Below are 20,848 nucleotides of genomic sequence, written 5' to 3' on the forward strand. Positions count from 1 at the left end.
CGGCCTAGTTTGTAACATAACGTGCTTACCGAATCGTGTCGAAACGGGGTTTCAGGCGTTTTCTTCCCTGCCTGGATGGCGATGTGCGTCTGCAGCAGCCGTTGCACTCGCCTGCCCCTGCAGCGTGTGCAGCAGGGCCGCTGCACTCAGGCACTGGATCAGCAGGCTGCCGCCGTTGGCCTTGACCAGGGCATCCACCAGCCGGTGCTGGGAGGGGGCCATGGCGGGCGCAGGGATGACCTGGCTGTCGGCAAAGCGGGCCACGCCCTGCAGGTCGCTGACCAGCAGGCCCAGGCGGCGCCCGGCATGCTCCAGCACGACGACCTGGCTTTGCGCGGTGACGCGGGTGGGTTTGCCGTGCAGCAGGGCGTTCAGGTCGAACACCCAGACATAGCCGGTCAGCGCACCGCGGCTGCGGCGGGCCATGGTGCCCACACAGTGGGGAATGCGGCCGGCCGACACCGGGGCGATGGCGGCGGCGGGCAGGGCTTCGAGCACGCAGGCGGCGTCCAGTGCCATCAGGCTGCTGCCGACGAAGAAGGTGGCCATCTCCCGCAGCTGCTGGCCTCCTTGGGCAGGCGCCATGGAATCGATGCAGGTGCTGCGGCGGCGCACGGCGGCAATGGCATCTTCCTGTTCGGCCCCGAAAGGCTGGACGGCCACGGCCAGCACCTCTTCGCGGTAGCCGTCGCTGCGCTTGAATTCACGGTAACCGCTGCCTGCCGTGGCGGCCACGATGCAGTACTGGCCGGCGTGCACCATGGCGCGTGCGGCGCTCTGGCCGGCAGGCAGCTGCAGCAGGTCGACTGGCAGGGGCATGCGGCTGCCCACAGGCTGGGCCGTGTCGGTGGAGGCCAGCACCTGACCCAGGCGATCCAGGTAGAGCACGCGGGTGGCGCTGTCAGCAGTCGCTGCGTTGTGCGGCGCGGCACTGTCCAGCATGGACTGCAGCTCGCGTTCGGCATTGAAGACCAGACCGATGCCGCCCAGCACCTGCCCGTCGTCGCTGCGCAAGGCCGCGTGGTAGGCGTAGGTGGGGGCCTGGCTGCTTTCGAGGGCGCTCGGCCGCCAGGGGCTGACGTGGTAGGCCTGCGGGCTAGACAGGGCCAGTACCTGGGTGAGTGTGTCGGCCTCGATGCTCTGGCCCAGCAGTGGATGCTGCAGGACGTCGTCGGTGGTGTTCTGCCAGCCGGCAGGTGCTCCTGCGGGTGTTTCGCCCCGCAAGCTGGTGGCCACGATGCGGCCGCTGCGGTCATACACCACCAGCTGGCTGTAGACGGTGTAGAGGCTATGGATGTGGCTGAGCTGGGCACAGACTTGCTGCACCTGGGTGTCCGTGGCCTGGTCGCGTTGCACGGCCAGCAGCAGCGCAGGCAACTGGGGCGTCAGCGCCCACCAGCGGCAATCGTTGGCGCGCTCGTACAGGTTGCGGTCCAGCAGGTCCACCAGCAGGCGGCTGAGCAGGGTGTTGTCGCGCAGAGCTGCATTCAGCACCGTGTCGTACAGCGCGCGGATGGACTGGGTGAACACCTCGTTGGTGCGTGCCCCGGTCTCGCCGATCTGCTCCAGCACGGCCTGCAGACGGGTGCCGTCGCTGCCGTTGTCGGGCGTGTCGCCGGCGGTCATCACCTGGCCATTCCAGACCACGCGGCGGATGGTGTCCGCCGCCGTGATGATGGCATGCAGCGGCGGGCAAAAACGGTGGGCATGGGCCAGCAGACCCTGAGCCACATAAGGGTCCAGCTGTTCCAGCAGATGCTGGCTCTGGTTAGCAAAGGCCTGCTCCACTGGAATCATGATCTGGCCTTGCCAGCCGTCAGGGCCAGGGTAGCCCTGGTAGCCGGCCGATGCGGCGGTCTGCACCAGGTAGGTGCGTCCAGCATGGATGTGCAGACTTGGCGCACTGTTGTGGTACGTCGGGACAGGGCTGTCGGCACCAATCCAGTGCGGATCGCTGCTGGCCAGCACCTGCCCGCTCCCATTGACCAGCAGGCCCACGCTGCGCACGCCATTGTTGCTGCCTTGCAGACCAGCGGCGCGTGCACCGAAGATGCCGCGCATTTCGCCATCGAAATCAAAGCTGAGGCACAGCACGCCAATGGGTTCACCCGTCTGCGGGTGCAGCATGCGCTGGGAATAGATCAGCGCGTGGGTCTGGTGGGGACGCAGGTCGGTGGCGCGGAAGGTTTCCACATAGCTGCTGCTTTGCAGCGTGTGCGCCAGCAGCGGGTCCTGGCTGCCTTCCACGGGCGAGTCGCCATCGGTCTGGGCCAGCACCGTACCGTCCAGGCCTACGAGCAAGATCTCGTTATAGACCGTGTACTTGCTGCGGTAAGCGCGCAGGCGCTCCTGCACGCCCACACCGTCGGCCAGCCCGGCCACGTAGCGGCAGAGCATGCTGTCGGTGGCCAGAAAGCCCACGTCGGCCGTGCGTTCGTACAGGTTGCGCACCAGGGTATCGATCACGTTCTGGGCCTGTGTGGCCAGGGCGGCCATCACCCCGGTGACGGACTGGTGCACCATGGAGTGCACCAGATCCTGTTCCAGCTGCTCAAAGCCGGCACGCGTGGCGGCCATCATCGGAAGGATCGCATGGGCTTCCTGCGGGCAGTTCATCTTGGCAGATGACTCGATCAGCCGCCACATCAGGTTCAGCTCGCGCAGCGAAGCCTCGCAGCGCGTGACATTCCGCATATATGGGATGAAGGCATCGGTGTGCAGCTGGGGGACTGCAGAAGATGCGGCGGCATTGTGGCTGGAGGTCGTCATACGGGTCCTTGTCTCTTGTTGGTGTGTGCCTCGGTACGCGTGATCTGCATCAGCAAAAGCCGGGCCCGGGGTAAACCCATGTCAAGAAACTGCCAGCAATGTCAGCAGCAGGTGGTGGGCGATATCGCGGGTTTTGTGGCCGTGCCGTGTTCGGGTGCCGCCAAGCCCCTTACCATCGGCGCCTATGAGTTCCCAGTACGAAAACCTGCCCCAGCCGGGCGATTACGCCGCCTTCTTCAAAGTGAGTCCTGCGGAGGTGCCTGCGGAGCGCCTGGTCCGTGCCAACCGTCTCAGCGGCATGGTCCGTGCCGTGGCACAGCCCGTGTCGTCGGACGCCACGGTGGCCGATGTAGTGTCGGTGGCAGGTGGTGCAGCCGAGGCCGCGCCCCTTCCGAAGTCGACCGTGGCTGTTGCCTCCGATGCGGTGCCTGCGGCCAAGCCCAAGGCCCCTCCCGTGCAGCGCGAATGGGTGCCGGCACAGTTCGGTTTTGTGGCGCACTGGGTCAAATCCGCATCAGATGCCCGACTGCGCGCGCCCAAGCAACTGGTGGCGCGCAACGACACGGTATCCACTGTGCAGGCCTACCGTGACGCATGGTTGGCCGGGCAGCGCTGCATCATTCCGATGCAGGCGTTCTTCGAGGACGATCTGCGCAGCGGAAAACCGGTGTCCACCCGCATCTCGCGCGTGGATGGCGAGCCCATGGGCGTGGCCGGAGTGTGGTCCCGTTGGCAGGATCCGGACAGCGGCGCGGAACTGATCAGCTACGCCATACTGACCGTGAACGCCAATAGCCATGCACTGATGCACCGCTACCAGCACCCGGGAAGCGAAAAGCGCATGCCGGCGATTCTGAACGAAGGCTCGTACGATGCCTGGCTGACTGCCCGCCAGGACAAGGCGCGCGAGTTTTTGCGTGCCTATCCTTCCAACTGGTTGACGGCCAACCCGGTGGAGCGCAAGCAGGACAAAAAGCCCAAGGGCTGGTTGGGCTGAAGAGGCCGTTCAACGCGGTACGGGGCCCGCACATGGACCCTGTACTGCGGCCGTTCCCGCCAGATTGCGAAGTTCCTACGACGGTGTACCCAGGGCAATGCCCGCCGTTGGGTGGCCGGACATGAAAAAGCCCGCTGCATTCCAGCGGGCTTGCACAGGCAGCAGTGAGGGGGAGGGCGGTCAGACCAGATCGATGGCGTGTACCTGGTCGCTCATGCCGTTGTCGCGGTCGGCAAACCAGCGCTGCAGCGTGGTGCTCACGGTGCGAAAAGCAATTTCGTCCCAGGGAATATCTTCTTCGCGGAAGAACCGTGCCTCAATGGTTTCCGGCCCTGGGTTGAGTGCTTCGCTCAGCACTTCGGCGGTGTAAAACAGGTGCACCTGGCCTACGCGCGGCACATTGATGACCGAGAACAGCCGCCCCATGCGGATCTGGGCGCCGGCTTCCTCATCCGTCTCGCGTGCTGCGCCCTGGCTGGTGGTTTCATCCAGTTCCATGAAGCCGGCCGGCAGCGTCCATTTGCCCCAGCGTGGCTCGATGTTGCGCTTGCACAGCAGCACGCGGCCATCGGCCAGCACGGGAATGGTGCCTACCACGTTCAGCGGGTTCTCGTAGTGGATGGTGGCGCATTGCGGGCACACGGCGCGGGCACGCGTGTCGCCGTCGTCGGGCACGCGGTAGGTCACGGCATGGCCGCATTCACGGCAGAACTTGATGGGGCTGCGCAAGGTCATGTCTGGAATATAGGGGAAGTGTGGCTGTGATGCTTGCTGCGTGAACGTTGGTAGCTATGAAAACATGAGTTCTCGGCTGCGCTGACGTGCCCAAATGGACCGCAGGGCCCGGCAGATCGCCGGGATCGCCGGTGCACCATGAAGACGCCGCGCGAAGCCGCAGACGTACGGGACGGTACGCTCAGCTTCGCAACCACGTCTTCAGTGTGTGCCGCTTTTACGCCACGCGCACGCGGATGGACTCCAGGCCGTCCACGCCGCCGGCCATCACATCGCCACGCACCACGGCGCCCACGCCTTCGGGCGTGCCGGTCATGATCAGGTCGCCGGGTTGCAGCTCCCAGGCTTGCGACAGGATGGCCACGGTCTCGGCAATGTTCCAGATCAACTGGTCCACATTGCTGCGCTGGCGGTCGACGTCGTTCACCTGCAGCCAGATGCCGGCCGTGGCCACGTCACCCGCCTGGGCGACAGGCGTGATGGGGCCGATGGGGGCGCTGTAGTCGAAGCCCTTGCCGATGCACCAGGGACGGCCCTGCTTCTTCATCTCGCCTTGCAGGTCGCGGCGCGTCATGTCCAGGCCCACGGCGTAGCCGTAGATATGCTCCAGGGCCTGGGCCACGGGAATGTCCTTGCCACCCTTGCCAATGGCCACCACCAGTTCGATCTCGTGGTGCAGGTTGTCGGTCAGCGTGGGGTAGGGCATGTCCACCGTTTGGCCGGCGGGCACGGGCAGCACGGCGTCGGCCGGCTTCATGAAGAAGAACGGCGCCTCGCGGCCGGTAAAGCCCATTTCCTTGGCGTGTTCGGCGTAGTTGCGGCCCACGCAGTAGACGCGGTGCACGGGAAAGAGCGCGTCGCTGCCGGTTACGGGCAGGCTGGCAACAGGAGCAGGGGGGAGAACGTACTGTTGGGACATGGTTGTTGGTCAATCTAACGTGTTGTCTCGGGGCACGGGCAAAGTGGCGCTGCGGCCTTTCTACCCTGCTTGCAGTGTGCCACGGCGCCAGCATGGTGCAGCCCAAAAGGCGACACGGCCTGCGCTATGCTGCGGCCCATGCAGCTCTACAACTACTTCCGCTCCTCGGCCTCGTTCCGTGTGCGCATTGCTCTGGCACACAAGGGGCTGCCGTATGACTACCACGCCGTGCACCTGGTGCACGGCGCACAGCGGGCGCCGGATTACCTGGCGCACATGGGGGACAGTCTGGTGCCGGCCCTGGACATCGGCGGCGGTGCCGTCTGGTTGAACCAGTCCATGGCCATCATCGAGTACCTGGACGAGACCCATCCCCAGCCCAGCCTGCTGCCAGGCGATGCGCTGGCCCGTGCCCGCATCCGCGGCCTGGCGCAGATGGTGGCTTGCGATATCCATCCTTTGAACAATCTGCGGGTGCTGCGGTGGCTGGTGCACGAAGGCGGTTTGAGCGACGACACCAAGAACCTGTGGTACCACCACTGGGTGCGTCAGGGCCTGGACGCTTTCGAGCGCGAGCTGGCGCTGCTGGCGGGCGAGCGTGCGCGCCTGGGTATGGCGCCGTCCACGCTGTGCTGGGGCGACCGCCTGACCTTGGCAGATTGCTGTCTGGTGCCGCAGATCTTCAATGCCCAGCGCTTTGGCGTCCCCCTGGACGGCCTGCCTGCCACCCTGGCCGCCTATGAAGCCGCGCTGGCGCAGTCCGCCGTGCAAGCGGCGCAGCCCTCGGCCTGCCCGGATGCGCAGCCTTGAACGGCGGTGTTGCGCCGAATGTGGAGCTTGAATGTGGTGTGTGAACGAGAAGATTGACGATGCGTGAGAGTGCAATGATGCCTGTGTCCCACCCCTGGCTGGTGCCCGAATGGCCGCAGATCGCGGGTGTACAAGCCCTGTTCACCACCCGTGCAGGCGGGGTGAGCCAAGCACCGTTTGGCAGCCTGAACCTGGGTGACCATGTGCGCGACGACCCTGCCGCTGTGGCTGCCAACCGCCGCATCCTGACCGAAGCCATCCAGCGCAGCAGCCCTGGAGCACGCCCGGTGTTCTTGCAGCAGGTGCATGGCTGCGATGTGGAGGCATTGCATGCCCATACCACCGACGGAGTAGCAGCAGACGCCTGCGTGAGCGATCAATCGGGCGCGGTGTGCACCATCATGGTGGCCGATTGCCTGCCGGTGCTGCTGGCCCACCGCCATGTGCCGGTGGTGGCCGCAGCCCATGCGGGCTGGCGCGGACTGGTGGGGCAAGACGGTGTGGGCGTATTGGAGACGGTGTTTGCCCGTTTTGCAAGGCAGGTACAGGCACGCCAGGTGCATTCGGCGCCTGCAGCTCTGCCACATGCTGCTGAAGTCATGTCGGTGCAGACGGTGGCTGACATCGCAGCCGATACCCAGGTCTGGCTGGGGCCGTGCATCGGCCCCACGGCGTTCGAGGTGGGCAGCGAAGTCCGCCAGGCGTTCGTCACTGCATCCGCGCAAGCGGCCAGTTGCTTCACCCCTGGCGCGGTGTCGGGCAAATGGTGGGCCAACCTGCCAGGACTGGCCCGCCAGCGCCTGCAGGCGCTGGGTCTGACGGGCATCTACGGAAATGACGGCAGCACGCCCTGGTGCACGGTCACCGACAGCGCCCGCTTTTTCTCTCACCGCCGTGATGCTGCGGTGCTGGGCAGTACGGGAAGGATGGCAGCATGCATCTGGCTGGAAGGGCAAGCGCCTGCAGCGCGAAGCTGACGGCCATCATGCCCAGCCGGCTGGGCTACCCCGGACACCGTGGCGCCCCTTTGGGGCGTGATCGCAGCGATTGATCGACGGCCCTGCGCCGGTGGGTACGCACAGTTTTCAATTGCTTGCAACTTGCCTGGATGGCCCGGGCGCACTGTGGCGTGCGCGCTGCAAGTGGCATGCCGTTGGTCGGCATCCGTCTTGCAGGGACGCTGTTCTGCCGGGGCGGTGGCGTTCGCTGGTCGCACCTCGGCAGGGACAACGGGAGCGGAGTCAATGCCCGTCGTGGCTGGCTCCTCGATCGTTCCGGTCGGTGTGGGCTTGGTGGTGGTTGCAGGTGGCTCCTGGGCAGCATCCCAGGCTTGCTGCTCGGCTTCGCGCCGGGCTTTCAAGCGGCGTTTTCGCTCGGGCGTGGCCATGATGTAGCCCACGATGGCCATCGGTAGCAGGCCATACAGCACAAACGTCACGATGCCGCCCAGGACCGAACCCACGGGGTTGGTGGCTTCGGCAATGGCCATCATCAAGGTGACATAAAACCAGGCAATCAGGATCAGGTACATGGCGCCAAGCATAGGGCAGAGGGCGGTATGCACACCGGAAAACGCCGTGAATCGGGCTTGATGTCTGTCAACGTCTCTCCAAGCAAGGCACAGTGCGGCGCTGGGTTGCGTTGTCAGCGCCTGCCGCCTCGGCAACAATGGATGCAAGCCCGTTGGTGACACATGGCATGCGGGCTGACAGCGACAGCAACACCAAGGGGACAAGGCAGGCATGAATTCTGAACCTATCTGGGGCCAAAGTGCCCAGGCTTTCCAGCAGTTCTTTGGCGAGCATTGGGCCAAGACCCTGCAGTCATTCCAGCAGATCGATCCCAAGGCGCCCGGCACCGTACCGCCGGTGCAGTTCGAGCCGGGCAAGCTGCAGGCGCTGCAGCAGGAATACGTGCGGGAAGCCACGGCCTTGTGGGCTGCCGGCATGAAGGCTCCCGTGCCCAAGGACAAGCGCTTCAGCGCCGCCCCCTGGGAACACAATCCGCTGGCGGCATTCTCGGCTGCCAGCTATGCGCTCAACGCCAAGGTGCTGACCGGCATGGCCGATGCGGTGCAGGCGGACGAAAAGACCCGCCAGCGCATCCGCTTTGCCGTGGAGCAATGGGTGGCGGCCATGGCGCCCAGCAACTTTCTGGCGCTGAACCCCGATGCCCAGCAAAAAGCCATCGAAACGCGTGGAGAGAGCATCGCCAAGGGCGTGCAGAATCTGTTGCACGACATCCAGCAGGGCCATGTGTCCATGACGGACGAAAGCGTGTTCGAGGTGGGCAAGAACGTGGCCACCACCGAAGGCGCGGTGGTGTATGAGAACGAGTACTTTCAGCTGATCGAGTACAAGCCGCTGACGGCGAAGGTGCATGAACGGCCCTTCCTGATGGTGCCTCCCTGCATCAACAAGTACTACATCCTGGACTTGCAGCCCGACAATTCGCTGATCCGCTATGCCGTCAGCGAGGGGCACCGCACCTTCGTGGTCAGCTGGCGCAACCCCGATGCGACCATGGGCGACCGCACCTGGGACAACTACATCGAAGACGCCATCCTGCGCGCCATTGCCGTAGTGCAGGAGATTGCCGGTGCGCCCAAGATCAACGCGCTGGGTTTCTGTGTGGGAGGCACCATGCTGGCTACCGGCCTGGCGGTGCTGGCCGCGCGCGGAGAGCACCCGGTGGCCAGCGCCACCTTCCTGACCACGCTGATCGACTTCCAGGATACCGGCATCCTGGATCTGTTCATCGACGAGAACTTCGTCAAATACCGCGAGATGCAGATGGGGCAGGGCGGGCTGATGGCCGGTCAGGACCTGGCATCCACCTTCAGTTTCCTGCGCCCCAACGACCTGGTCTGGAATTACGTGGTGGGTAACTACCTGAAGGGTGAAACCCCCCCCGCGTTCGATCTGCTGTACTGGAACAGCGATTGCACCAATCTGCCGGGTCCCTGGTACGCCTGGTATCTGCGCAACTTCTATCTGGAGAACAACATGGTGCAGCCGGGCAGGGTGACCGTGTGCGGCGAGCAGATCGATCTGCGCAAGCTCAAGCTGCCAGTGTATGTCTACGGTTCACGCGAAGACCATATCGTGCCCATCACCGCGTCCTATGCGTCCACCCAGGTCCTGCCCGGCCCCAAGCGCTTTGTGATGGGAGCCTCCGGTCACATTGCGGGGGTGATCAACCCTCCTGCCAAGAAGAAGCGCAGTCACTGGATTCGGGAGGACGGTGCACTGCCGCCCACCCATGCTCAGTGGCTGGAAGGGGCGCAAGAGCAGCCCGGCAGCTGGTGGGAAGACTGGGCCGGCTGGCTCAAAGGGCAGGCTGGCAAGCAAATTGCTGCGCCCAAGCGCTACGGTCAAGGCACCAAATACAAGGAACGCATGCCAGCACCCGGCAGCTACGTGCTGCAAAAAGCCTGAGGTTTCGCTGCCGCAGCCCTGGAGGACAGGGCAAAATGCTGCGGTGCAATATCTGAAGCAGCCGCTGCACGGCCCTCGGGCTGTCGTCGGCTGCGGAGCTCAACCACCCCGATACGGAAAAACACAAGAGGAAGACCATGGAAGACATCGTTATCGTTTCTGCTGTCCGCACCCCCGTTGCCAAGTTTGGTGGCGCCCTGGCCAAGGTGCCCGCCACCGAGTTGGGCGCTATCGTCATCAAGGAGGCTCTGGCCCGTGCCCAGGTGGGCGCTGACCAGGTGGGCGAAGTGATCATGGGTCAGGTGCTGACCGCAGGCGTGGGCCAGAATCCCGCTCGCCAGGCCATGATGAAGGCCGGTGTGGCGAAGGAAACCCCGGCGCTGACCATCAACGCCGTCTGTGGATCCGGTCTCAAGGCCGTGATGCTGGCCGCCCAGGCCGTAGCCACGGGTGACAGCGAGATCGTGGTGGCCGGTGGCCAGGAAAGCATGAGCCTGTCGCCCCACGTGCTCAATGGTTCGCGCGACGGCCAGCGCATGGGTGACTGGAAGATGAGCGACACCATGATCGTGGATGGCCTGTGGGATGTGTACAACCAGTACCACATGGGCATTACGGCCGAGAACGTGGCCAAGGAAAACAGCATCAGCCGCGAGCAGCAGGACGCGCTGGCGCTGGCCAGCCAGCAAAAGGCGGCCGCAGCACAGGACGCCGGCAAGTTCAAGGACGAAATCGTTCCCGTGGTGATCCCGCAGCGCAAGGGCGACCCCGTGGTGTTTGCGGCCGATGAGTACATCAACCGCAAGACCAATGCCGAAGCCCTGGGCGGCCTCAAGCCTGCTTTCGACAAGGCCGGTACGGTGACCGCGGGCAACGCCTCGGGCCTGAACGACGGCGCTGCCGCCGTGGTGGTGATGAGTGCCAGCAAGGCCAAGGCCCTGGGCCTGAAGCCACTGGCCACCATCAAATCCTACGCCACCAGCGGCCTGGATCCCGCCACCATGGGCATGGGCCCGGTGTTTGCCACCCGCAAGGCGCTGGACCGCGCCGGCTGGTCTGTGGGGGACGTGGATGTGTTCGAGCTGAACGAAGCCTTCGCAGCCCAGGCCTGTGCCGTCAACCAGGTGCTGGGCATTGATGCCGCCAAGGTCAACGTCAACGGTGGCGCCATCGCCATCGGGCACCCCATTGGTGCGTCCGGCTGCCGCGTGCTGGTGACCTTGCTGCACGAAATGCAGCGCAGCGGCGCCAAGAAGGGCGTGGCTGCGCTGTGTATCGGCGGCGGCATGGGTGTGGCCATGGCGCTGGAGCGTTAAAAGCCCGGCGGCACACGCGGCGATGCGCTGTCGCTGCGGCCTGGCAGCAGCCAGGCCGTGGTCCCGTACCACAGGGTATGCCCCGGTGGGCAAACGGGTGGGCTTCGGCTTGCCGTTTGCTCCGGTGTTGATAGCGCGAAATCCAATCTAATTGCCGCGATTGGTACTTACCTCAGGGTTTCCCTGCGCCAAAGCAGGTAGAGTGTTAGTGGAAAACTATCGATTAACAGGAGAATATGTATGAGCCAGAAAGTAGCGTATGTGACCGGGGGGATGGGTGGCATTGGTACGGCCATCTGCCAGCGCCTGCATCGTGAAGGTTTCAAGGTCATTGCCGGCTGCGGCCCGACACGCGACTTTCAAAAGTGGTTGGATGAGCAAAAGGCACTGGGCTACAACTTCCACGCGTCGGTTGGCAATGTGGGCAACTGGGAGTCGACGGTCGAGGCCTTTGGCAACGCCAAGGCCGAGCACGGCAGCATCGATGTTCTGGTGAACAACGCCGGTATCACCCGCGACCGCATGTTCCTGAAGATGACACCCGATGACTGGCAGGCGGTGATCGAAACCAATCTGAACTCCATGTTCAACGTGACCAAGCAGGTCGTGGGTGACATGGTGGAAAAGGGCTGGGGTCGCATCATCAACATCAGCTCGGTCAACGGTGCGAAGGGCCAGGCCGGCCAGACCAATTATTCGGCCGCCAAGGCCGGCATGCATGGTTTCACCATGGCCCTGGCGCAAGAGCTGGCCAACAAAGGCGTGACGGTGAATACCGTGAGCCCGGGTTACATCGGCACCGACATGGTCAAGGCCATCCGCCCTGACGTGCTGGAGAAGATCGTGGGCACCATCCCCGTGAAGCGCCTGGGTGAACCCGGCGAAATTGCCTCCATCATCGCCTGGCTGGCATCGGACGAGGGCGGTTATTCCACCGGTGCCGACTTCTCGGTCAACGGCGGTCTGCACATGCACTGAGCAACTGGCGGTCTTTCCGGGCCGCTTGTATGCGTGGGGGAGTTGGACATGTCCAGCTCCTTTTTTTATTTCTGTGTGGATGGTCCTGGCTTGCAACATGACATCCTGCGCGGTGTGCAGCAGATGACCTGGCCAGCAGGACACACATGAAAAAAGCCCACGCAAGTGGGCTTTTTTACAGGTGGAACAACGTTGAAGACGGCGCAACACTCAAAGAACAGATCCAGGGCATCCGATGGGCGAATTGGGCTCCCAAGATCGGGCCAGCGTCATGGCCGCTCAGCCTGCAATCGGATTACAGGCGTGCGGGTGCGCGCTTGCGGTCACGTTCGTCTTCAGGCCATGCGGACAGGATGTCGGTCAGGTTCATACGGTTTTCACTCCTTGTGCATCTTCAACGCGTGGCCCGCAGCACGGGTTGACGGTCAGGATGCAAGCAGGTGCATGCAAAAGTGAACGAGTGTGTAAACGCCCCAGGTTGGAGGATGCCGTGCACCACGATGGTGCCATTGGCATTGGCATCGGCATCGGCATCGGCATTGCCGCGCGACGGTGATGACGTTGAAGTTTTGTGGTCAGCGGTGTGTACTACGCTTGGTAGCGACAACAAAAAACCCGCCAGAGGCGGGTTTCAGAGTGGGTAATGTCGTATCTCAGCGCACAAACTGTGCAGCGGCAGCGGCAGCGGTCGGCAAGTGCCGGCACGGCATTTGCTTACAGACGTGCAGGTGCGCGCTTGCGATCACGTTCGTCGTCAGGCCAGGCAGACAGAATGGCGGGGGTTTGCATACGAATTCACTCCTTGTGCTGCTTTAACGTCCGTTATGCAGGCCGGGTTGACACACTGCGCGCAAAAGAGCGTCGAAAATGACAGGGGAAAGGTGAGTAGATCTGGCTTTCAGGGCCGGCATCGCCCGCATCTTGCTCTGGCGCCGGTGGATGGCGTTGTGTGTTGCACCAGCTCGGCACACTGGCAGGCTCCATGAAGCACAAAGCCCGCCGAAAGCAGGTTCAGGCGGGCTGGGTTGTGTAGCAAGGTGCGCGTAGAAAGTGGTGTGCCGGGCAGGGAACGCGCTCCCTGGTAAGCAGCCAGCATGCACGTGCTGGCGCGGTGCCTGTGGCAGGCTGTCAGAAGCGGGCTGGTGCGCGCTTGCGATCGCGTTCGTCGTCAGGCCAGGCGGACAGGATGGCGGTGGTATGCATCTGGGTATTACTCCTTGTGCACCTCACAACGCGGCCCCGATCACCCCGGTTGACACATTTTGGAAATATTTCGTTGCCGATATAAAAATTTTTAAACTGTATACAAATACAGTTCGCTGCAAAGCATTGGAACAGGCCGCCGCCTACAATCCACGGCTGTAGCTGGATAGGCATTTCCATGCGCTGCTGTCAGCGTGTTGCTTGATGCGCCTATCCGTCCCCTGTGTTCTGCCAGGCGGGTGCCGCCTTGCATGGCGCGCTGCGCTGGCGGTTGGAAGTTTCCATGTCTTTGCATACCTGGTTGTTGTTTGTTTCTCTGGCAGGCGCCGTGATTGCGGCGCCCGGCCCGTCGGCGTTGCTGTGCGTGACGCATGCGGCACGCCATGGGGTGCGTCCGGCACTGGCCACCATCGTGGGCGGGATGACGGCGTCGATGACGCTGATGGGCCTGTCCGCGCTGGGTCTGGGGGCGGTGATTGCCGCATCGGACACGCTGTTTCACATCATCAAATGGGCAGGGGCCGCCTATCTGCTGTATCTGGGAATTGCCACTTGGCGCAGCCATGGTAGCGGCGCAGCGGATGATGCCGCTGTGCAGACGGCCGCCAACGCCAGTCCTGGCGCTCAAGATCACCAGCAGGCCGACCGGTCCATGTGGCGCACCTGGCGACCCCTGTACCGCAAAGGCCTGATCGTGGGCATTGGCAATCCGAAGGACCTGCTGTTCTTCAGTGCGCTGTTTCCGCAGTTCATGGACGCCAGTCTTCCCATTGCAGGGCAATTGGGCGTGCTGGCGTTGACCTGGCTGGTGCTGGACGGCGCCATCATGCTGGGCTATGTGCTGTGTGGTGCCACGTTGCTGGCGCGCCTGCAGCAGGGCAGCGCGGGCCGCTGGTTCCAGCGTGTGACCGGCGGCGCTTTCATTGCAGCCGGTGGGGTGCTGGCTGCGTCCCACCGCTGAAGGCGTTGGAGAGGTGGCGCTGAGCGAACTGGCAGCGCCTGTCAGGGGATTGCCACCGGGCGATGGCAACAGGCCAGCAGCCCGGAACTGGACATCTAACCAGTCCCGGCTGCAGGCCTCGTGCCTCAGGCCAGACCCGCGGCCTGGGTCAGCCCTTCGATTTCTTCGGTCAACTCCAGCCAGCGCTCTTCCAGCGCGTCCAGCTCGCTGTTGATGCTGCTGAGCTGCTTGCCTGCTTCCACAATGTCGGCACCGGACCGCCCGGGCATGGCCAACTCGGCTTCCAGCGCGTCGCGCTGGGCCGTCAGCTGGGGCATTTTCTTATCGATCTGCTCCAGCTCTTTCTTGAAAGGCTTGGTCTTTTCCGACAGCTGCTGGCGTGCGGCGGCAGCCAGCTTGCGCTGCTCCCGCTGGTCGCCTTGCGGGGCAGGCGCCGCAGATGGTGCCGCGGCGATTTCCACAGGTGCTGCCACCGGAGCCACCACGGCAGCGGCTGGAGCCGGTGCCGCAGCTGCCTGCTGCGCCTGGGCTTCTGCATGCTTGGCTTCTTCGCGCAGGCGCTTGGATTCTTCCAGCAGGTAGCGCTGGTAATCGTCCAGATCGCCGTCGAAGGGGCCGACCACGCCGCGGCCCACCATCCAGAAGTCTTCGCAGACGGCACGCAGCAGGTGACGGTCGTGGGACACCAGCATCACCGTGCCGTCGAAGTCGTTCAACGCCATGGCTAGGGCTTCGCGGGTTGCCAGATCCAGGTGGTTGGTAGGTTCGTCCAGCAGCAGCAGGTTGGGGCGCTGCCAGACGATCATGGCCAGCACCAGGCGGGCTTTTTCACCGCCGCTCATGGTCCCCACGGTCTGCTTGACCATGTCGCCGCTGAAGTTGAATGTGCCCAGGAAGTTGCGCAGATCCTGCTCGCGGCTGGGTTGCTTGGCATCCGGACCCAGATCGCGTGCCAGGCGGATCATGTGCTCCAGCGGGTTATCGCTGGGGCGCAGCACGTCCAGCTCCTGCTGGGCAAAGTAACCGATGTTCAGGCCCTTGCCTTCCGTCACTGAGCCGGCCAGCGGCTTCATGGTGCGGGCAATGGTCTTGACCAGGGTGGATTTACCCTGACCATTGGCCCCCAGAATACCGATGCGCTGACCTGCCAGCACCGAGCGGTTCACGCCGGTCAGGATGGTGGTGGTCTGGCCCTCGTCGTCGGTATAGCCAAAGGCCGCATCGCTGATGGCCAGCATGGGGTTGGGCAGGTTGGCGGGCTCCTTGAATTCGAAGGTGAATTCGGCCTCGGCCAGCACCGGGGCAATCTTTTCCATGCGTTCGAGCTGCTTGACCCTGCTTTGTGCCTGCTTGGCCTTGCTGGCCTTGGCCTTGAAGCGGTCGATGAAATGCTGCAGGTGGGCCATCTTTTCCTGCTGCTTGGCAAAGCTGGCAGCCTGCAGTTCCAGCTGCTGCGCGCGCAGTTCTTCGAACTTGCTGTAGTTGCCGCCGTAGCGCGTGAGCTGGCCCTGCTGGATCTGCAGCGTGACGTTGGTGATCGCGTCCAGGAACTCGCGGTCGTGGCTGATCACGATCATGGTGCCCGGGTAGCGCTTGAGCCAGGCTTCCAGCCAGACCAGGGCGTCCAGGTCCAAGTGGTTGGTGGGTTCGTCCAGCAGCAGCAGATCCGACGGGCACATCAGGGCGCGCGCCAGCTGCAGGCGCATGCGCCAGCCGCCGGAAAAGCTGTCCACAGGCTGGTCCAGCTCGCTGGTCCTGAAGCCCAGACCCAGGATCAAGGCCTGGGCCCGTGCCTCCGCGTCGTGGGCGCCGGCATCATGCAGGTCGGAATAGGCCTGGGCAATGGCCATGCCGTCGTCGCTGGCCTCGGCTTCTGCCAGCTGGCGCTGCACTTCGGTCAGGCGGGTGTCGCCCTCCAGCACAAAGGCGGTGGCGCTCTGGTCGGTTTCTGGCATGTGCTGGGCGACTTCGGCCATGCGCCAGCTCGACGGAATGTGGAAGTCACCGCTGTCCTCGTGCAGCTTGCCGCTGAGCAGCGCAAACAGGGACGATTTGCCGGCCCCATTGCGGCCAACCAGACCCACGCTTTCGCCGGGGTTGATGGTGGCCGAGATGTTGTCCAGCACCACTTTGGTGCCGCGGCGCAGGGTGACGTTGCGAAGGGTAATCATCAGCGAGTACGAAAAAACGCACCCGCCGGCGAGCTGTGCTCACGGCGGGTGGAGGGGTTGTGCGATGGGGCGCAGGCCTGGCAGTGGCTGCGCCGGGCTTTCCGGCAGGCCAGCCGATCGGGGATCCAGCGGGGCTGCGCGGTAGAGCGATAGCCTCTATTGTGCCAAGAGCTTGGCCTGGGCGAGCAACGCGGCGCGGGTAACCAGCAGAACCTGGTCCTCGCCAGCGCTGGTGTCCAGCCAGAACACCGGCAGCAGCGGGAAAGCCGCTTCAAAAAATGCGCGTTCGTTGCCGATTTCCAGCACCAGCACCGCGTCTTCCGTCATGGCGGCGGGCGCCGCGGCAAACAGGTCCCGGATGAAATCCATGCCGTCGGTGCCTCCGGCCAGGGCCAGTTCGGGCTCGGCACGGTACTCGGCGGGCAGCTTGGACATGCTGTCCGCATTCACATAGGGCGGGTTGCACAGGATCAGATCCCAGGGGCCGGGGACTCGGGACAGGCCGTCGGTTTCCACCAGCGTCACGCGCTCCTGCAGTCCGTGTTTGTCGACATTGATGCGGGCCACGGCCAGTGCATCGGTGGACAGGTCGGCGCCAGTCACTTCGACTTCGGGGTAAGCCATGGCCGCCAGACAGGCCAGTGAGCCGTTGCCGGTGCACAGGTCCAGGACCTTGCGCGTCTTGTCAGAGAGGAAGTGGTCGATGCTGCCGTCGGCCAGCAGCTCGGCAATAAAGCTGCGCGGAACGATGGAACGCTCGTCGATGTAGAAAGGCACACCCACCAGCCAGGCTTCTTGCGTCAGGTACGCGGCGGGCTTGCGGCTGGTGATGCGCTTGTCAAACAGCTCGGCAACCTGTGCGCTCTGCTCGGCTGTAACAGCTTGGTTGTCGATGGCGTCCTGCTCGTCTTCCAAAGGACTGTCGATGGGCAGGCCCAGCTGCCACAGCACCAGCCACGTCGCTTCGTCGTGTGCATTGGCTGTGCCGTGGCCAAAGCCTACGCCGGCCTGGGTCAGACAGCTGGTGCCGCTGGCAATCAATTCACCCACGGTGGTGCCGTGGGGCAGGGTATAGGAAGTCGTCATGTCAGAAAGTAAGGTGCGCGCAGCTTATTCGGAGGCTGGCGCGAAGGCTTTTTCAGCGGTGTGGGCTGCCAGTGCCTGGGCATGCAGGTTTTCCAGCGTGCGGCGGTAGATGTTGGTCAGCGGCTGCACATCGGCGATGGCAATGTGTTCGTCAATCTTGTGGATGCTGGCATTGGGCGGGCCCAGCTCGATCACCTGGGGGCAGATCTGGGCGATAAAACGCCCATCGCTGGTGCCGCCGGTGGTGGAGAGTTCGGTGGTCATGCCGGTTTCGGCGTGGATGGCGGCCTGCACGGCGCCGACCAGATCGCCCGGGGTGGTCAGAAAGGGCTCGCCGCCCAGGGTCCATCCCAGGTCGTATTCCAGTCCATGGCGGTCGAGCACTGTCTTGACGCGCTGCTTGAGGGATTCGGCCGTGCTTTCGGTGCAGAAACGGAAATTGAAATCCACCACCACTTCACCCGGGATCACATTGCTGGCACCGGTGCCGCCGTGGATGTTGCTGATTTGCCAGCTGGTGGGCGGGAAGAAGGCATTGCCCTGGTCCCAGGTGGTGGCGGCCAGTTCGGTCAGTGCCGGCAGCGCCTGGTGGATGGGGTTGCGTGCCAGCTGTGGGTAGGCAATGTGACCCTGGATGCCGTGCACGGCCAGACGTCCGCTGAGCGTGCCACGGCGTCCGTTCTTGATCATGTCACCGGTCTGGTGGACGGCAGTGGGTTCGCCCACGATGCAGTAGTCCAGCTTTTCGCCGCGCTGCTTGAAAATCTCGACCACGGCCTTGGTGCCATCGATGGAGGGGCCTTCCTCGTCGCTGGTGAGCAGGAAAGCGATGTCCAGCAGGGGCTCTGGGGTGGCCGTCAAAAACTCCTCCACTGCCACTACGAAGGCGGCGATGGAGGTCTTCATGTCGCTGGCGCCGCGTCCGTAGAGCTTGCCGTCGCGGTAGCTGGGAATGAAGGGCTGGCTGCTCCACTGGGATTCCGGTCCTGTGGGCACCACATCGGTGTGGCCGGCAAACACCAAGGTCTTGACCGCCGCTTGGCCGCCTGCCGCGGGCTTGGCCGACCGTTTGGCCCACAGATTGTGGACACGGAACGTGTCCGGGCCACTGTCCAGGCGCTCGCAGGCAAAGCCCAGTGGCGCCAGGCGTTCGGCCAGCAGTTCCAGGCAACCGAGGTCTTGGGGGGTGACAGAGGGTCGGCTGATCAGGGCTTCAGCCAGCTGCAGGGTGGGGGACATGTCGAAAACGCTTCCTCGAAGCCCAGGCCCCGGGCGCACGCACTCAAGGTCTGGGCATATGGGTATCCAGCACGATGTCGCTGACCGGGGCCGCAGGGGCGGCGTCGGCGGCAGGGGGCTGGAAGCTCGGTACGGCCTGCTGCACAGAGGCCGCGGCAGCCGTTGGGGGGTCATTTTGCAGGCGCCACATCAAGTTGGTGTGCGAATCTGCATTGGACAGACCTTCCTTACGGTCTATTTTGCCGCTCAAAACGAGCTGTGCGAGGCTATCTTCAAAGGTTTGCGAGCCTTCGTCCATGGATTGATCCATCGCATCCTTGATTCCGGTGAAGTCGCCTTTCTCGATCATGGTGCGCACCTGGGGGGTGTTCACCATGATTTCGGCGGCCGGAATGCGGTGTCCATCGGGCTGGCGCACCAGGCGCTGCGTGACCACGGCGCGCAGCGCCGAGCCCAGATCGCCCAGCAGGGAGGCGCGCTCCTCCACGGGGTAGAAACCCAGAATACGTTGGAGCGCGTGGTAGCTGCTGTTGCCATGCAGCGTGGCCAGGCACAGGTGGCCGGACTGTGCGTAGGCAATGGCGGCGGACATGGTCTCGCGGTCGCGGATTTCACCGATCAGGATCACATCCGGGGCCTGGCGCAGCGCATTCTTCAGCGCAATCTGCTGGCTTTGGGTGTCGGTGCCCACCTCACGCTGGTTGACGATGGATTTCTTGTTGCGCAGCTGGTATTCGATGGGGTCTTCAATGGTCAGGATGTGGCCGGAGCACAGCTCGTTGCGCCGGTCGATCATGGCCGCCAGCGTGGTGCTCTTGCCCGATCCGGACGCGCCGGCAATGAGGATCAGGCCATGCTTTTCCATGACCAGATCGCCCAGGGCAGGCGGCATGTGCAGGCTGTCGAGCGAAGGCACCTGCTGGGCCAGAAACCGCACCACCACCGCCACCGAGCCGCGCTGGTGCATGGCGCTGATGCGAAAGCGGCCCACGCCCTGCAGCGGCACGGCCAGGTTCAGCTCGCCGGTGTTGGCCAGCACATCCATGTCCTGGGGGGTAACGATTTCAGCCAGCAGTGTGCGGGGCGCCTCGGGGGTGAGGATCTGGCTGTTGACGGGCATGCATTCGCCGTCAATCTTGATCAGGGCCGGGGAATTGGCGGACAGATAAACGTCCGATGCCTGTTTGTCGGCCATCACGCGAAGAATGCGCTCCATCATGCTCATGGGGTGAACCTCGGAATCCGGTGGTCTGCACCGTGCATCGCTGTCGTGGCGTGCACGCTCCCTTGCATGTGAAGCCCCGGTACGGTCGCAGCGTCAGCGCACGACCGGGAGAGTCAGGCATGCCCTCCTATGGTGCCTGAACACCATGGAAGGCAGCAGCGCGGCGATCAGTCGCGCAGCAGATCGTTCAGGCTGGTCGTGGAACGGGTCTTGGCGTCCACCGTCTTGACGATGATGGCGGCGTACATGGAATAGTCCTTGCCGTCCTTGGTCTTCTTGGGCAGGTTGCCCGACACCACCACGGAGCCCGCAGGCACGCGGCCGAAGGTGGTTTCGCCGGTTTCGCGGTTGAAGATGGGGGTGGACTGGCCGATGTACACGCCCATGGAGATCACGGAGTTCTCTTCTACGATCACGCCCTCCACCACTTCGGAGCGGGCGCCGATGAAGCAGTTGTCTTCAATGATGGTGGGGTTGGCTTGCAGGGGTTCCAGCACACCACCCAGGCCCACGCCACCCGACAAGTGGACGTTCTTGCCCACTTGGGCGCAGGAGCCGACGGTGGCCCAGGTGTCAACCATGGTGCCTTCGTCCACGTAGGCGCCGATGTTCACGTAGGAAGGCATCAGGATCGCGCCCTTGGCGATGAAGGAGCCGCGGCGGGCGACGGCAGGGGGCACCACACGCACGCCGGTGGCGGCGATTTCGGCTTCCGACAGACCTTGGTACTTGGTGGGAACCTTGTCGAAGAAGTTCAGCGCGCCCGACTGGATCAGGGCGTTGTCCTTCAGACGGAACGACAGCAGCACGGCTTTCTTGAGCCACTGGTGCACGGTCCACTGGCCCACGCCTTCACGGGTGGCTACGCGCATGCGGCCTGCATCCAGTTCGGCGATCACATGTTCGACCGCGTCCACCACTTCCTTGGGGGCAGAGGCGGCCGAGATGGAAGCACGGTTTTCCCAGGCGGAATCAATGATTTGTTGGAGTTGTTGCGTCATA

At 63.9% G+C, this 20,848-nt stretch carries 15 protein-coding genes; 7 read left to right on the top strand and 8 right to left on the bottom strand.

All coding sequences use genetic code 11. From position 1 onward, the window contains the following. Positions 1–51: 51 nt before the first annotated feature. Positions 52–2,769: a chemotaxis protein CheW gene (locus CT3_RS10020; protein WP_083520330.1), complete on the bottom strand. Its 2,718-nt coding sequence runs from the start codon at positions 2,767–2,769 to the stop codon at positions 52–54. 184 nt (positions 2,770–2,953) lie between these two features. Between CT3_RS10020 and CT3_RS10025 the strand changes: the two genes are divergently transcribed. Further along, on the top strand, positions 2,954–3,766 hold the full coding sequence (locus tag CT3_RS10025) for an SOS response-associated peptidase (protein WP_066534289.1): 813 nt from the start codon (positions 2,954–2,956) through the stop codon (positions 3,764–3,766). 180 nt (positions 3,767–3,946) lie between these two features. Here CT3_RS10025 and CT3_RS10030 read toward each other — a convergent pair whose 3' ends face one another. Beyond that, positions 3,947–4,501, bottom strand: coding sequence for an NUDIX hydrolase (locus CT3_RS10030; RefSeq protein ID WP_066534287.1), 555 nt, complete (start codon positions 4,499–4,501; stop codon positions 3,947–3,949). A 217-nt stretch (positions 4,502–4,718) separates the two neighbouring features. Then, entirely contained in the window at positions 4,719–5,420 is a 702-nt protein-coding gene (locus CT3_RS10035) for a fumarylacetoacetate hydrolase family protein (RefSeq protein WP_066534285.1), read from the bottom strand. A 138-nt stretch (positions 5,421–5,558) separates the two neighbouring features. Between CT3_RS10035 and maiA the strand changes: the two genes are divergently transcribed. The 6 genes from maiA to CT3_RS10070 all read left to right on the top strand — a co-directional run bounded on the left by maiA (position 5,559) and on the right by CT3_RS10070 (position 14,125). Beyond that, positions 5,559–6,230, top strand: a complete 672-nt coding sequence (gene maiA, locus CT3_RS10040; protein ID WP_066535952.1) for a maleylacetoacetate isomerase — start codon at positions 5,559–5,561, stop codon at positions 6,228–6,230. Positions 6,231–6,307: 77 nt separating this feature from the next. Then, positions 6,308–7,207: a purine nucleoside phosphorylase YfiH/LACC1 family protein gene (locus CT3_RS10045; protein WP_225608583.1), complete on the top strand. Its 900-nt coding sequence runs from the start codon at positions 6,308–6,310 to the stop codon at positions 7,205–7,207. Positions 7,208–7,972: 765 nt separating this feature from the next. Then, the gene (locus CT3_RS10055; protein WP_066534283.1) at positions 7,973–9,667 is read left to right on the top strand and encodes a PHA/PHB synthase family protein; all 1,695 of its coding nucleotides are present in this window, start codon (positions 7,973–7,975) and stop codon (positions 9,665–9,667) included. A 137-nt stretch (positions 9,668–9,804) separates the two neighbouring features. Further along, the gene (locus CT3_RS10060; protein ID WP_066534282.1) at positions 9,805–10,983 is read left to right on the top strand and encodes an acetyl-CoA C-acetyltransferase; all 1,179 of its coding nucleotides are present in this window, start codon (positions 9,805–9,807) and stop codon (positions 10,981–10,983) included. A gap of 240 nt (positions 10,984–11,223) precedes the next feature. Next, positions 11,224–11,961, top strand: coding sequence for an acetoacetyl-CoA reductase (gene phbB / locus CT3_RS10065; RefSeq protein ID WP_066534281.1), 738 nt, complete (start codon positions 11,224–11,226; stop codon positions 11,959–11,961). A 1,486-nt stretch (positions 11,962–13,447) separates the two neighbouring features. After that, positions 13,448–14,125: a LysE family translocator gene (locus CT3_RS10070; protein WP_083520402.1), complete on the top strand. Its 678-nt coding sequence runs from the start codon at positions 13,448–13,450 to the stop codon at positions 14,123–14,125. A 125-nt stretch (positions 14,126–14,250) separates the two neighbouring features. Here the strand turns inward: CT3_RS10070 and CT3_RS10075 are convergent, their stop codons facing one another. From CT3_RS10075 to dapD, 5 genes are all read right to left on the bottom strand, one after another. After that, positions 14,251–16,296, bottom strand: coding sequence for an ABC-F family ATP-binding cassette domain-containing protein (locus tag CT3_RS10075; protein ID WP_066534279.1), 2,046 nt, complete (start codon positions 16,294–16,296; stop codon positions 14,251–14,253). 156 nt (positions 16,297–16,452) lie between these two features. Further along, complete coding sequence (gene prmB, locus CT3_RS10080; RefSeq protein WP_066534273.1) at positions 16,453–17,382, bottom strand: 50S ribosomal protein L3 N(5)-glutamine methyltransferase; 930 nt, start codon at positions 17,380–17,382, stop codon at positions 16,453–16,455. 24 nt (positions 17,383–17,406) lie between these two features. Continuing rightward, positions 17,407–18,621 carry a succinyl-diaminopimelate desuccinylase gene (gene dapE / locus CT3_RS10085; protein WP_066534271.1) on the bottom strand — a complete coding sequence of 405 codons (1,215 nt, stop codon included), beginning with the start codon at positions 18,619–18,621 and terminating at the stop codon, positions 17,407–17,409. Positions 18,622–18,664: 43 nt separating this feature from the next. Next, positions 18,665–19,846 carry a PilT/PilU family type 4a pilus ATPase gene (locus tag CT3_RS10090; RefSeq protein WP_066534270.1) on the bottom strand — a complete coding sequence of 394 codons (1,182 nt, stop codon included), beginning with the start codon at positions 19,844–19,846 and terminating at the stop codon, positions 18,665–18,667. 167 nt (positions 19,847–20,013) lie between these two features. Further along, a complete protein-coding gene (dapD, locus tag CT3_RS10095) occupies positions 20,014–20,847 on the bottom strand; it encodes a 2,3,4,5-tetrahydropyridine-2,6-dicarboxylate N-succinyltransferase (protein ID WP_066534269.1) in 834 nt (277 codons plus the stop codon). Position 20,848: the final 1 nt, after the last annotated feature.

It is taken from the genome of Comamonas terrigena NBRC 13299 (genome assembly GCF_006740045.1).
Lineage (GTDB): Bacteria > Pseudomonadota > Gammaproteobacteria > Burkholderiales > Burkholderiaceae_C > Comamonas > Comamonas terrigena.